Annotated in this window: 11 protein-coding genes; 10 read left to right on the forward strand and 1 reads right to left on the reverse strand. The window is 63.7% G+C overall.

Annotated elements, in window-relative coordinates; genetic code table 11:
* The first annotated feature begins 7 nt into the window (after positions 1-7).
* The 10 genes from mraY to lpxC all read left to right on the forward strand — a co-directional run bounded on the left by mraY (position 8) and on the right by lpxC (position 12,214).
* Positions 8-1,177 (forward strand): phospho-N-acetylmuramoyl-pentapeptide-transferase, encoded by a 1,170-nt coding sequence (mraY, locus tag KPG66_RS01150; protein ID WP_041752985.1) that lies wholly within the window; start codon positions 8-10, stop codon positions 1,175-1,177.
* Between the two features lie 23 nt (positions 1,178-1,200).
* Entirely contained in the window at positions 1,201-2,718 is a 1,518-nt protein-coding gene (murD, locus tag KPG66_RS01155) for a UDP-N-acetylmuramoyl-L-alanine--D-glutamate ligase (protein ID WP_237069773.1), read from the forward strand.
* Positions 2,715-3,989 carry a putative lipid II flippase FtsW gene (ftsW, locus tag KPG66_RS01160; RefSeq protein ID WP_013434074.1) on the forward strand — a complete coding sequence of 425 codons (1,275 nt, stop codon included), beginning with the start codon at positions 2,715-2,717 and terminating at the stop codon, positions 3,987-3,989. The genes murD and ftsW overlap by 4 nt, the downstream gene beginning before the upstream one ends.
* Positions 3,986-5,116 (forward strand): undecaprenyldiphospho-muramoylpentapeptide beta-N-acetylglucosaminyltransferase, encoded by a 1,131-nt coding sequence (gene murG, locus KPG66_RS01165; protein WP_013434075.1) that lies wholly within the window; start codon positions 3,986-3,988, stop codon positions 5,114-5,116. Before ftsW ends, murG begins: the two co-directional genes overlap by 4 nt.
* A complete protein-coding gene (murC, locus tag KPG66_RS01170; RefSeq protein ID WP_237069774.1) occupies positions 5,113-6,504 on the forward strand; it encodes a UDP-N-acetylmuramate--L-alanine ligase in 1,392 nt (463 codons plus the stop codon). Before murG ends, murC begins: the two co-directional genes overlap by 4 nt.
* A gap of 2 nt (positions 6,505-6,506) precedes the next feature.
* The gene (locus KPG66_RS01175) at positions 6,507-7,448 is read left to right on the forward strand and encodes a D-alanine--D-alanine ligase (protein ID WP_237069821.1); all 942 of its coding nucleotides are present in this window, start codon (positions 6,507-6,509) and stop codon (positions 7,446-7,448) included.
* A 15-nt stretch (positions 7,449-7,463) separates the two neighbouring features.
* Complete coding sequence (locus tag KPG66_RS01180) at positions 7,464-8,225, forward strand: cell division protein FtsQ/DivIB (RefSeq protein WP_237069775.1); 762 nt, start codon at positions 7,464-7,466, stop codon at positions 8,223-8,225.
* A 36-nt stretch (positions 8,226-8,261) separates the two neighbouring features.
* A complete protein-coding gene (gene ftsA, locus KPG66_RS01185) occupies positions 8,262-9,494 on the forward strand; it encodes a cell division protein FtsA (RefSeq protein ID WP_013434079.1) in 1,233 nt (410 codons plus the stop codon).
* Between the two features lie 111 nt (positions 9,495-9,605).
* On the forward strand, positions 9,606-10,796 hold the full coding sequence (ftsZ, locus tag KPG66_RS01190; protein WP_041752989.1) for a cell division protein FtsZ: 1,191 nt from the start codon (positions 9,606-9,608) through the stop codon (positions 10,794-10,796).
* Positions 10,797-11,296: 500 nt separating this feature from the next.
* Complete coding sequence (gene lpxC / locus KPG66_RS01195; protein WP_013434082.1) at positions 11,297-12,214, forward strand: UDP-3-O-acyl-N-acetylglucosamine deacetylase; 918 nt, start codon at positions 11,297-11,299, stop codon at positions 12,212-12,214.
* A gap of 7 nt (positions 12,215-12,221) precedes the next feature.
* On the opposite strand, the gene KPG66_RS01200 is transcribed toward lpxC, so the two are convergent.
* Positions 12,222-12,701, reverse strand: coding sequence for a DciA family protein (locus KPG66_RS01200; RefSeq protein ID WP_013434083.1), 480 nt, complete (start codon positions 12,699-12,701; stop codon positions 12,222-12,224).
* Positions 12,702-12,846 lie beyond the last annotated feature (145 nt).

A 12,846-nucleotide genomic window follows, 5' to 3' on the forward strand; every position in this document is an offset into this window, starting at 1 on the left:
ACCTCGAATGCTATTGGCGCTGGCGCAATGGCTGCAAAGCGATGCAAGCTATTTGCGTGTGATCAACTATCTGACGTTTCGTGCGGTGATGGCGACCATCACCGCGCTGTTGATCGGCCTTATCTGCGGCCCCGCGGTGATTCACAAGCTCACCGCGCTGAAGATGGGGCAGGCCGTGCGCAAGGACGGACCGCAGACGCATTTGATCAAGTCCGGCACGCCGACGATGGGCGGCGTGCTGATCCTGATTGGCATTGCCGTGTCGACGCTGTTGTGGAGCGATCTGACCAATCGCTTCATCTGGATCGTGATGCTGGTCACCTTCGGTTTCGGCGTGATTGGCTGGGTCGACGATTATCGCAAGGTCGTCTACAAGGACCCGCGCGGCATGTCCTCGCGCGAAAAGTACTTCTGGCAATCGGTGATCGGGTTATTCGCCGCCGTGTACCTCGCGTTCTCGGTATCCGAGGCGAATAACGCGCGTGTGTTCGATCTGTTCATGGCGTGGGTGCGCAGCGGGTTCTCAATCGGTTTGCCGGCGCGTGCTGATCTGGCCCTGCCGTTCCTGAAAGCGATCAGCTATCCGCTCGGCGTCTGGGGATTCATTGCGTTGACCTATTTCGTGATCGTCGGCTCGAGTAACGCGGTGAACTTGACCGACGGGCTGGACGGACTGGTGATCATGCCGGTCGTGCTGGTCGGGGCAGCGCTCGGCGTGTTCGCGTATGTGATGGGCAGCGCTGTCTATTCGAAGTACCTGCTGTTTGCGCATATTCCCGGCGCGGGTGAGTTACTGATCTTCTGCTCGGCGATGGGCGGCGCGGGACTCGCGTTCCTTTGGTACAACACGTACCCCGCGCGGGTATTCATGGGGGATGTTGGCGCGCTCGCGCTTGGTGGCGCGCTGGGCACGATCGCGGTGATCGTGCGGCAGGAAATCGTGCTGTTCATCATGGGCGGCGTGTTTGTCGCCGAGACTGTCTCGGTGATGTTGCAAGTCACGTGGTTCCGCTACACGAAGCGCCGCTATGGTGAGGGCCGGCGCATCTTCAAGATGGCACCGTTGCACCACCATTTTGAGTTGTCCGGATGGAAGGAGACCCAGGTGGTAGTGCGCTTCTGGATCATCACGCTGATGCTGTGCCTATTTGGTCTGTCCACGCTGAAATTACGGTAACTGGAAACTGAGGAAACGAAACGATGTTCGGTGAGAAGTTCGGAGAACGGCAACGCCCGACGACGCTCGTGCTGGGGCTCGGCGAATCGGGGCTGGCGATGGCGCGCTGGTGCGCGCGCCACGGTTGTCGTTTGCGCGTGGCCGATACCCGCGCCGCGCCGCCGAACCTGTCGCAATGGGCGGCGCTGGGCATCGACGCGGAATTCGTCGGCGGTGCGTTCAGTCCCGTGCTGCTCGATGGCGGTATCGAGTTAGTGGCCATCAGTCCCGGTTTGTCGCCGCTTGGTGCGGACCTGGCTGCACTGATTGGCGCGGCCCGCGAGCGCGGCATTGACGTGTGGGGCGAGCTAGAGTTCTTTGCGCAGGCGTTGCGCGCACTGGCTACTGACGGTTACCAGCCCAAGGTGCTGGCGGTCACGGGCACGAACGGCAAGACGACGACCACGGCGCTCACCGGGTTACTGTGCGAGCGGGCCGGCAGGAGCGTCGCGGTGGCCGGCAACATCAGTCCGGCCATGCTGGACAAGCTGGCCGAGGCCATCGACGCGGCGAAGCTGCCTGACGTCTGGGTGTTGGAGCTGTCTAGCTTCCAACTCGAGACATCGCACACGTTCGAACCTGATGCAGCTGTCATCCTCAACATCACGCAGGACCATTTGGACTGGCATGGCGGACTGGACGCCTATGCTGCTGCAAAGGGGCGGATCTTCGGGCTGCGTACGCTGCGCGTATTGAACCGCGATGATGCGCGCGTGATGGCATGCGTGCCGGCCGGCGATGCCATTGCGCCGTATTGGACCTTTGGACTCAACGTGCCGCAGAACGATGGCGACTACGGTATCCAACGCGATGGCGGCATCGCATGGCTGGTCCAGGCACATGAGCGCAACGACGCATCCGAACAACGCGCGATGCATCGCCGTCGCAAGAGTGGTGGGCTCGCGCCCGATATCGCGCTTAAGCGGCTCATGCCTGTCGATGCCCTGCGCATTCGCGGCTTGCATAACGCGACCAATGCGATGGCCGCGCTTGCGCTGGCACAGTCGATTGGCCTGCCGCTCGCCGCGTTGCTGCACGGCTTGCGCGAGTACCGCGGCGAGCCGCATCGCGTCGAGTGGATTGGATCGATCGACGGCGTCGACTATATCGATGACAGCAAAGGTACCAACGTCGGCGCGACCGTGGCCGCGCTCGACGGCCTCGCGCAGCGGATCGTATTAATCGCGGGCGGTGACGGCAAGGGCCAGGATTTTGCGCCGCTTGCGGCGCCAGTGGCGCGCTGGTGCCGGGCTGTGATGCTGATCGGCCGCGATGCGCCGGCGCTGCGCGCAGCACTGGCCGATACCGGCGTCGAATTGGCTCTGCATCCGAGCCTGCAGGCGGCGACGCGTGCCGCGGCAGCCGTCGCCCAGCCCGGGGATGCGGTGCTGCTGTCTCCCGCGTGCGCAAGCCTGGACATGTTTTCCGGATATGCGCAGCGCGCGCAGGTGTTCCGCAGCGAGATCGAGGACATCGCTGCCGATAAGGGAGGGGTGCTATGAGCCGGGCGCAGCGGATCGCAGCAAGGCTCGCTGGGTGCCGCTACGCAGTGCCTAGCGACGGAGTCGGCGCCGCCACCCCGGCACGCGGCGTGGGGCTGGCGAGTGCGGTCAGCGGCATTCGCCCGTTGCGCTCACGCATGCGTGACTATGACCACTCGCTGCTCTGGGTGACGATCGCGCTGTTGTCGCTCGGACTCGTGATGGTGTATTCAGCGTCGATCGCGCTGCCCGACTCGCCCAAGTACTCGGCCTATACGCCATACCATTTCCTCGTGCGGCACGTTGTGTCGCTCGTGACCGGTGTGCTCTGCGCGCTGGTGGCGTTTCGTATTCCGGTCAAGACTTGGGACAAGTACGCGCCGCGTTTCTTTCTTGTCGCGTTGCTGTTGCTGGTGATCGTGCTGATACCTCACCTGGGCAAGGGCGTGAACGGCGCGCGCCGGTGGATCCCACTGGGTATCACGAATATGCAGCCGTCGGAAATTATGAAGTTAGCGGTGACGATCTACGCGGCCAACTATACGGTCCGCAAACAGGAGTACATGCACCAGTTCACAAAGGGCTTCCTGCCGATGGCGCTCGCAGTCGGCGTAGTCGGCGCGCTGCTGCTGCTGGAGCCGGACATGGGCGCGTTCATGGTGATCGCGGCGATCGCGATGGGCGTGTTGTTCTTGGGCGGTGTGAGCGGGCGGCTGTTCGGCGGCCTGGCGCTGACCGCCATTGGCACGTTCGCCATGCTGGTCTGGGCCTCGCCGTGGCGTCGCGAGCGCATCTTTGCGTACCTGAATCCGTGGGACGACCGCTATGCGCAAGGCAAGGCGTACCAGCTCACCCATTCGCTGATCGCATTCGGACGCGGCGAGTGGTTCGGAGTCGGCCTGGGCGGCAGCGTCGAGAAGCTCAACTATTTACCTGAGGCGCACACCGACTTCATTCTTGCGGTGATCGGGGAAGAGCTTGGCTTTGTCGGCGTGGTCTTCGTGATTTTGCTGTTTTATTGGATCGTGCGGCGCGCGTTCGAAATCGGCCGCCAGGCGCTCGCATTGGATCGCACGTTCGCCGGATTGGTCGCGAAAGGCATCGGCCTATGGGTCGGCGCGCAGACGTTCATCAACATGGGGGTGAACCTCGGCCTGCTGCCGACCAAGGGGTTGACGCTGCCGCTAGTCAGCTATGGCGGCTCTGGGATCTTGCTCAACTGCGTGGCGCTGTCGCTGCTGATGCGCGTCGATTACGAGAACCGGGTGCTGATGCGCGGAGGCAAGGTATGAGCGCACGCACGCTGCTTGTGATGGCGGGTGGCACCGGCGGCCATGTGTTTCCCGGGCTGGCGGTCGCGCAGCGGATGCAGGCACAGGGCTGGCGGGTCGTATGGCTTGGCAATCCGAACGCAATGGAAGCGACATTGGTGCCCAAGTACGGCATTGCGGTCGAGTTCGTGCGCTTTGGCGGCGTGCGTGGCAAGGGCATTGCCACGAAGCTGCGCTTGCCGCTGAACCTGCTGCGCGCGTGCCTGCAAAGTCGCGCGGTGCTCGGCCGCGTGCAGCCCGACGTCGTGCTCGGCATGGGCGGCTACATCACGTTTCCGGCTGGCGTGATGGCCGTGCTTGCGCGCATTCCATTGGTGCTACACGAGCAAAATTCGATTGCGGGCCTGGCCAACAAGCTGTTGTCCAGGCTCGCGCGCCGCGTGCTGGTCGCCTTTCCCGACGCGCTGCCTGGCGCGCACTGGACTGGTAACCCGATCCGCGCGGAACTGGCCGCCGTGGCCCCGCCCGAGGTGCGCTACGCGGCGCGCACTGGCCCGTTGCGCGTGCTGGTGGTCGGCGGCAGCCTCGGCGCCGCGGCGCTCAACAAAACGGTGCCGTGCGCGTTGGCGTTACTCGATCCGGCGCAGCGTCCACACGTGGTGCACCAGGCCGGTGCCAAGCATATCGAAGCGTTGCGTGCGCATTACGCGGACGCGGGACTGGTGCAGGGCGACGGCATCGAGCTGGTTCCGTTTATCGACGACATGGCGCGCGCCTATGCCGAGGCCGACCTCGTGATTTGTCGCTCCGGGGCGATGACGGTCTCGGAAATCGCCGCTGTGGGCGTGGCGGCGCTGTTCGTGCCGTTCCCGTTTGCCGTCGACGACCATCAGACGAGCAACGCGGCATTTCTCGTCGCGCATCACGCGGCGAGCGTCATGCAACAAAATGAATTGTCCGCGAAGAAACTCGCGGACTGGATTGGCGGTCAGACGCGCGCGTCGCTCGCATGCGTTGCGGCCCGCGCGCGCGAACTGGCTAAGCCCGATGCCGCCGAGCGCGTCGCACAAGTGTGCGCGTCGCTCGTCACGCGCGATGTGGCAGACGCATCGCACGCGTCGCGGCACGGTGCGCAAGGAAAGCAATGAAACACATCGTTAAGCATATTCACTTTGTCGGGATCGGCGGTGCCGGGATGAGCGGTATCGCCGAAGTGCTCGTCAACCTGGGCTACCAGGTCAGCGGCTCGGATCTGAGCCGCTCGGTTGTCACCGACCGGTTGAGCGGGCTCGGCGCCCACATCATGTTCGGTCACGACGCGCGGCATATCGACGGCGCGGATGCGGTCGTCATCTCCACGGCGGTGCACGCCGACAACCCCGAGGTGCTTGAGGCACGCCGCAGACATATTCCGATCGTGCCGCGCGCCCTCATGCTCGCGGAGTTGATGCGACTCAAGCAAGGCATCGCGATTGCCGGCACGCACGGCAAGACCACGACGACCAGTCTCGTGGCCAGCGTGCTGGCGGCCGGCGGGCTGGATCCGACCTTTGTGATCGGCGGGCGGCTCATCAGCGCGGGCGCAAACGCACGGCTTGGCACGGGCGATTTCATCGTGGCCGAGGCCGACGAGTCGGATGCATCGTTCCTCAACCTGTTCCCGGTGATCGAAGTCATCACGAACATCGATGCCGACCACATGGATACGTATGGCCATGACTTCGCCCGGCTCAAGCAGGCGTTTATCGAGTTCACGCATCGGTTGCCGTTCTACGGCATCGCGGTGCTGTGCGTGGACGACCCGAACGTGCGCGAGATTCTGCCGTTCGTGTCCAAGCCGATCATCCGCTATGGGTTCGCGCAGGAGGCGGATGTGCGTGCCACCCATGTGTGCGCCAGGGACGGACGGATGCATTTCACCGTCCATCGCGCCGACGCGGCGCCGCTGGACATCGTGCTGAACTTGCCCGGCACGCACAACGTGCAGAACGCGCTTGCGGCCATTGCAATCGCCACTGAGCTGGAGGTGGCCGATGCCGATATCCAGTCGGCGCTCGCTGAATTCAACGGCGTGGGCCGGCGTTTCCAGCGTTATGGCGAAGTGCCGCTCACGCGCGGCGGTGCGTACTTGTTGATCGACGACTATGGCCACCATCCGGTCGAGATGGCCGCGACGATCGCCGCGGCGCGCGGCGCATTTCCGGACCGGCGGTTGGTTCTCGTGTTCCAGCCGCACCGCTACACGCGCACGCGCGATTGTTTCGAGGACTTTGTCAAGGTGCTCTCGACGGTGGACGCGCTGGTGCTGACCGAGGTCTACGCGGCCGGCGAGGCACCGATCGTGGCCGCGGACGGTCGCGCGCTGGCGCGGGCCATCCGCGTGGCTGGCAGGGTTGAACCGGTGTTTGTCGACACCCTCGACGAGATTCCGGACGCGCTGGCGGCGATGGTCGCCGACGGCGACGTCGTGATGACGATGGGGGCGGGCTCGATCGGCGGCGTGCCGGCGCGGCTCACGCAGGAGCAAAGGGCATGAAGATGCGCGCGATTGATCCAAAGGCATTCGGTAAAGTGGCGGTGCTCTATGGCGGTGAGTCGTCCGAGCGCGACGTGTCGCTCGTGTCCGGTCGGCTGGTGTGCCAGGGACTGCGCGACGCCGGCGTGGACGCGTACTTGTTCGATCCGAAGGAGCGGCCCTTGTCGGCGCTTAAGGACGAAGGGTTCGCGCGCGCGTTCATTGCGTTGCACGGCGGATATGGCGAAAACGGCCAGATCCAGGGCGCACTCGACTTCTACGGGATCCGCTACACCGGCCCGGGCGTACTCGGCTCGGCACTGGGCATGGACAAGTTCCGCACAAAACTGATTTGGCAGCAGCTCGGGATCCCGACGCCGCCGTTCGACACGGTACTGCGTGGCGAGGACTACGACATGCGGGCGCAGCAGATCGTGGCGAAACTCGGGTTGCCGCTGTTCGTCAAGCCGGCGACCGAAGGCTCAAGCGTCGCGGTGTTCAAGGTCAAGGCGGCCGACAATTTGCCGCATGCACTGGCGCAGGCCGCGCGGCATGATCCGGTCGTGCTGGTGGAGAAGAGCATCGACGGTGGGGGAGAATACACCGCGTGCATCGCCGGCTCGTTGCCGTTGCCGCTGATCCGGATCGTGCCGGCTGGTGAGTTCTACGATTACCATGCGAAATACGTCGCTGACGATACCCAGTACCTGATTCCGTGCGGCTTGAGCGATGCCGACGAGCAGCGACTAACGGCGCTCGCGCGCCGCGCGTTCGAGGTCCTCGCATGCACCGCCTGGGGACGTGCTGACTTCATGCTCGACAGCGATGGCAACCCCTATTTCCTGGAGGTCAACACCTCGCCCGGTATGACCGATCACTCATTGCCACCGAAGGCGGCGCGTGCGGTCGGCATCTCGTATAGCGAACTGCTCGTGAACGTGCTTGCGCTCACGCTGAAGGATTGACGCCCGGCTACCGACATGTGGAACAATCCGCGCCAGCTCAACATGATTACCAGCGCGCTGCATGCCGCACTGCTGGCAATCGTGCTCGCCGGTGCCGGCCTGTGGCTGCTGCAGCGGCCGGCCTTCGCGCTGCGCACGCTGCTGATCGATGGCGATACCGAGCACATCAATCGGCCGGCAGTGCGCGCGAACGTGCTGGACAAGCTACACGGCAATTTCTTCACGGTGAATCTGGACGGCGCGCGTGCTGCGTTCGAGCAGATCCCATGGGTGCGACACGCAAGCGTGCGTCGCGTGTGGCCAAATGCGCTGGCGGTCACGCTCGAGGAGTACAAGCCCCTGGGTACGTGGGGCAGCGACCAGTTCGTCAGCGTCGATGGCGAGGTCTTCACGGCCAACCAGGCCGAGGCCGATGCCGAGTTGCCGGTGTTTGCCGGCCCAATGGGCTCAGAGCGCGACGTCGTGGCCCGATACCACGATTTCCAGAACTGGTTCGAGCCGTTGGGTGCGAAGCCGGAGGAGGTCACGTTGTCGCCGCGCTACGCCTGGACCATCAAGCTGACCAATGGCATGCGGGTGGAGCTGGGGCGCGAGCGCAACAAGGATACGCTGGCCAGCCGTGCGCGTCGGCTCGTGGTTGCCTGGCCGATGGTCACGCAGCGCTGGGGCAACGACATTGAATATGTGGATTTGCGCTACCCGAACGGGTTCGCGATCCGTGCTGCAGGGATGCGCTTCATTCCTGACGAGCCGAAGGCGAAAAAGCTGCGTCCATGACGCAATGAACGGACAACACTCGCAATTGAGCACGCTATGAGCAAAGACTACAAGGACCTGCTGGTTGCCCTCGACATCGGGACGTCGAAGGTGGTGGCCGTTGTCGCCGAGTTGAAGGGCGAGGGCCGCTATGAAGTGATTGGGCTTGGGCAAAGCGACTCGAAGGGTCTGAAAAAGGGCGTGGTCGTCAATATCGAGGCGACGGTTCAGTCGATCCAGCGCGCGCTGGAGGAGGCCGAACTGATGGCCGACTGTAAGATTACCAACGTGTTCACCGGCATCGCCGGCAGCCACATTCGTAGCTTCAATTCAAGCGGCATGGTGGCGATCAAGGACAAGGAGGTCACGCAGGCGGACGTCGCGCGCGTGATTGAGACCGCGAAGGCGATCAATATTCCGACTGACCAGCAGGTGCTGCACATCCTGACGCAGGAATTCATCATTGACGGCCAAGAAGACGTGCGCGAGCCGATTGGCATGAGCGGCATCCGGCTGGAGGTGAAGGTGCACATCGTGACGGGCGCTGTCTCGGCCGCGCAGAACATCGTCAAATGTGTGCGTCGCTGCGGACTGGAGGTCAACGATTTGATCCTGCAGCCGCTCGCGTCGAGCCTGGCCGTGCTGACCGAGGACGAGAAGGAGCTTGGTGTCGTGCTGGTTGACATCGGCGGCGGGACCACCGACATCGCGATTTTCAGCGAGGGTGCGATCCGCCATACCGCCGTGATCCCGATTGCGGGCGATCAAGTCACCAGCGACATCGCGATGGCGCTGCGCACGCCGACGCCGGACGCGGAGGATATCAAGGTAACCTACGGGATCGCCAAGCAGGCACTGGCCGATCCGGACGAGATGATCGAGGTCCCGGGGCTGGGTGAGCGCGGCCCGCGGGTGCTGTCTCGCCAGGCACTGGCGGCGGTGATTGAGCCGCGCGTGGAGGAGCTGTTTTCGCTTGTCCAGCAAGTCGTGCGCGAGTCCGGCTACGAGGAGTTGCTGAGTTCCGGCGTGGTGTTGACCGGTGGCGCGGCGATGATGGCCGGCATGGTTGAACTGGGCGAGGACATCTTTCTCAAACCGGTGCGCATCGGCGTGCCGGAATATGCCGGCGGCCTGGCGGACGTGGTGCGCAACCCGCGGTATTCGACCGCGATGGGACTGCTGGTGGAGGGACGTTCACAGCGCATGCGTGGGCGCAAGGTCGCCACACAGTCCGGTTCTGCCACGCAGGTGTGGTCCCGAATGAAGGAATGGTTCCTAGGTAATTTTTGAAGTCGTTTCGCAACGCGCTGGCGGCGGCGGCCAGTGCACGGTGACGGAATTGCCCGATTTCGCCACTGCGTAACGCCGAGCGAAGTCGCTTAATACTTGACGGAGGCACTAATGGAATTCGAAATGCTGGAAACCGAAACCAACGGCACGATCATCAAGGTCGTCGGGATCGGTGGCGCTGGCGGCAATGCCGTCCAGCACATGATCAACCGTGGCGTGCAGGGCGTCGATTTCATCGTAATGAATACCGATGCTCAAGCGCTGAACCGCTCCAAGGCACCGTCCGTAATCCAACTGGGTAAAACCGGTCTTGGCGCCGGGGCGAAACCCGACATGGGGCACGCCGCCGCTGAGGAGGCTCGCGAGCGGATTGCCGATGCGCTGCGCGGCGCGCACATGGTGTTCATCACGGCGGGCATGGGCGGCGGCACCGGTACCGGTGCCGCGCCTGTGGTCGCGCAAATTGCCAAGGAGATGGGCATCCTGACGGTAGGTGTCGTGAGCAAGCCGTTTGAGTTTGAGGGCGGCAAGCGCATGCGGGTGGCCGAAGCGGGCTCGCAGGAGCTTGAATCGCATGTTGACTCGCTGATCGTCGTGCTCAATGACAAGCTGTTCGACGTGATGGGCGACGACGCTGAGATGGATAAGTGCTTCCAGTGCGCGGACGACGTGTTGCATAACGCGGTGGCCGGCATTGCCGAGATCATCAACGTCGATGGCCTCGTGAACGTAGACTTCGAGGACGTCAAGACCGTGATGGGCGAGCAGGGCAAGGCGATGATGGGCACCGCGACGGTGGCCGGCGTCGATCGCGCGCGGCTGGCGGCCGAACAAGCCGTGGCCAGCCCGCTGCTCGAGGGCGTGGACCTGTCCGGCGCGCGAGGCGTGCTGGTCAACATCACGTCGAGCCGCTCGCTGCGCCTGTCGGAAACCCGCGAGGTGATGAACACGATCAAGAGCTACGCGGCCGACGATGCGACGGTGATTTTCGGCGCGGTGTATGACGACGCGATGGGCGATGCGATGCGGGTCACCGTAGTGGCGACGGGTCTTGGTCGCGCCGTCAAGAAGCAGCAGGCGGCGCCGATGACGCTGCTGCGCACCGGCACGGATAATCATCCGATCGCTGCGCAGCCGGTTAGCTATGCCGCCGCGCCGGGCGCGACCGATTATGGCGCGCTGGATACGCCGGCGGTGTGGCGCAGCTCGCGGGAAACCGCCGCATCGCACGTGCAGGCTTTGCAAGAAAAGGGTGTGGACACGTACGACATCCCGGCATTCCTGCGCAAGCAAGCTGATTGATCCGAGCGTCCGACGCGGGCGTCGCAGCGACGCGGACCGCGCTGGCTGGACGCGCAAGGTTGGCATCCCGCCAGATGCCCGGCCCCGCTTGCTGCCCGCTGAAGAAACAGCGGATGCGGCGTTGCGCTCTGGTGGCATGACGGACGCTGATCGCGACTGTCGGCGCTTGGCCGACAAAGAGGTGCAAGTGCAGCAGTGATAGCACGCCCCGGGCAGGGCGTGTGGTTCACCGACGGTGCAGCTGAGGCGCGATAGCGACCGCTGTTGCGTGCTGGCAACGCGCGCGCGAGTGTTTTTCGCACTGCTGTCACACGGCCCGGTGCCTGGGAACCGCCTCCTTCCAGGTATCGGGCCGCTTTATCCTCCGCTCAATGCGGAAACCGTAACAACGGGAAACAGTTTCATACAGGTTGATAAAAGCGGGCGTTTCGCAAGTCGAGTATACTAATAGCTATGGGTTTAAAACCTGCGATTAGAATAACCTATTAAGAGTCAAGACGATGTTGAAGCAGCGGACCATCAAATCGATCGTGAAGACGGTTGGCATCGGCCTGCACTCCGGGCGCAAGGTCGAGTTGACGCTGCGTCCGGCTGCTGCCAATACCGGAATTGTGTTTTGTCGCACCGACTTGGCCGTACCGGTTGATATTCCGGCCAGCGCGATGTCGATTGGCGATACGCGCCTTGCGTCGGTGCTGGAAAAGGACGGCGCGAGGGTATCGACCGTCGAGCACTTGATGTCGGCCTGCGCGGGGCTCGGGATTGATAATCTGTATGTCGACGTGACGGCTGAGGAAATCCCGATCATGGATGGCAGCGCGGCGTCGTTCGTGTTCTTGATCCAGTCGGCCGGGATCGACGAGCAGGCTGCCGCCAAGCAGTTCATCAAGGTCACGCGGCCGGTCGAAGTGCGTGATGCGGACAAGTTCGCCCGGCTGGAGCCATACTTCGGTTTCAAGCTGAAGTTTACGATCGACTTCCGTCACCCGGCGGTGGACAAGACCGGCCAGGAACTGGAGGTCGATTTTGCCGACACGTCTTATGTGCGCGAGATCGCGCGGGCTCGCACATTCGGCTTCGCGCACGAAGTCGAAATGATGCGCGAGTTGGGTCTGGCTCGAGGCGGCAGCATGGACAACGCAATCGTGCTAGACGAGTACCGCGTGTTGAATAACGACGGCCTGCGCTATGGCGACGAGTTCGTGAAACATAAGATGCTAGACGCAATCGGCGATCTGTACGTGGTCGGCTATCCATTGCTGGCATCGTATACCGCATACAAGTCCGGTCATGGCTTGAACAATGCGCTACTGCGCGAATTGCTCGCCCACGAGGACGCGTACGAGATCGTCACGTTTGCCGACCAGAAAGCGGCGCCGCGGGGCTTTGCCTACGATCCGCAGGCGGTGTACGCATGAAGTTGCGCTAAGCGCGGCGGCGGCCTGTATGCCGCTGCGCCATGCGGGCGACGGCTTGCTGCAGCGGCGAAGGCTCCAATGCGTCGGCCAACTCGCGAAGACAATCAGCGCCGGCTACTGAAACCCGGGCTTGCTTGATCTGCGCAGCAGCGGCCGGCGCTTGCGGGCGCACGCGGATCTTGATCGCGCGCAGTGCGAAACCGCGCTGCTGCAACTCGGTCAGCACGGTGGGCTCCAGATGGCGTAACCGAGCGGCCAACGCATTGTGGGCTGCAAAAAGGGTCAATGCCTGATCCTTGATCGGACCGGCATGCACATGGCTGGCCAGATAACCGGGCAGCACGGCTTGCAGCGCCGCTTCCAGCGCCGCTACCTGTCGCACGCCGGCTTGCAGCGCGGCCAACTCGGCGCTGGACGACATCAACTCGGTGAGTGGCCGGGGCGTGAACGGCTTGCGCGGCAACGGATAGGGCGAATAGCGGCTCATGGCACTCGTGCAGGGGACTTGCGGCTCGCGGTCGTCGGGGAGTCGACGTATCTACGCCATTGTAGCCGCTGGTGACCGGCTTCGACGATATCGCGCCGCTGATCGGCCGCACGGGTTGACAACCGCGCGCGAGCGCTCCCTGACG

Source organism: Mycetohabitans sp. B2, from assembly GCF_021733735.1.
GTDB classification, from domain to species: Bacteria; Pseudomonadota; Gammaproteobacteria; order Burkholderiales; family Burkholderiaceae; genus Mycetohabitans; species Mycetohabitans rhizoxinica.

What these genes read in the sequence shown, in the direction of transcription:
- murC (WP_237069774.1), top strand. Translation starts at nt 5,113, where the DNA reads ATGAAACACATCGTTAAGCATATTCACTTTGTCGGGATCGGCGGTGCC.
- KPG66_RS01200 (WP_013434083.1), bottom strand. Translation starts at nt 12,701, where the DNA reads ATGAGCCGCTATTCGCCCTATCCGTTGCCGCGCAAGCCGTTCACGCCC.
- murD (WP_237069773.1), top strand. Translation starts at nt 1,201, where the DNA reads ATGTTCGGTGAGAAGTTCGGAGAACGGCAACGCCCGACGACGCTCGTG.
- ftsA (WP_013434079.1), top strand. Translation starts at nt 8,262, where the DNA reads ATGAGCAAAGACTACAAGGACCTGCTGGTTGCCCTCGACATCGGGACG.
- ftsZ (WP_041752989.1), top strand. Translation starts at nt 9,606, where the DNA reads ATGGAATTCGAAATGCTGGAAACCGAAACCAACGGCACGATCATCAAG.
- KPG66_RS01180 (WP_237069775.1), top strand. Translation starts at nt 7,464, where the DNA reads ATGTGGAACAATCCGCGCCAGCTCAACATGATTACCAGCGCGCTGCAT.
- KPG66_RS01175 (WP_237069821.1), top strand. Translation starts at nt 6,507, where the DNA reads ATGCGCGCGATTGATCCAAAGGCATTCGGTAAAGTGGCGGTGCTCTAT.
- lpxC (WP_013434082.1), top strand. Translation starts at nt 11,297, where the DNA reads ATGTTGAAGCAGCGGACCATCAAATCGATCGTGAAGACGGTTGGCATC.
- ftsW (WP_013434074.1), top strand. Translation starts at nt 2,715, where the DNA reads ATGAGCCGGGCGCAGCGGATCGCAGCAAGGCTCGCTGGGTGCCGCTAC.
- murG (WP_013434075.1), top strand. Translation starts at nt 3,986, where the DNA reads ATGAGCGCACGCACGCTGCTTGTGATGGCGGGTGGCACCGGCGGCCAT.
- mraY (WP_041752985.1), top strand. Translation starts at nt 8, where the DNA reads ATGCTATTGGCGCTGGCGCAATGGCTGCAAAGCGATGCAAGCTATTTG.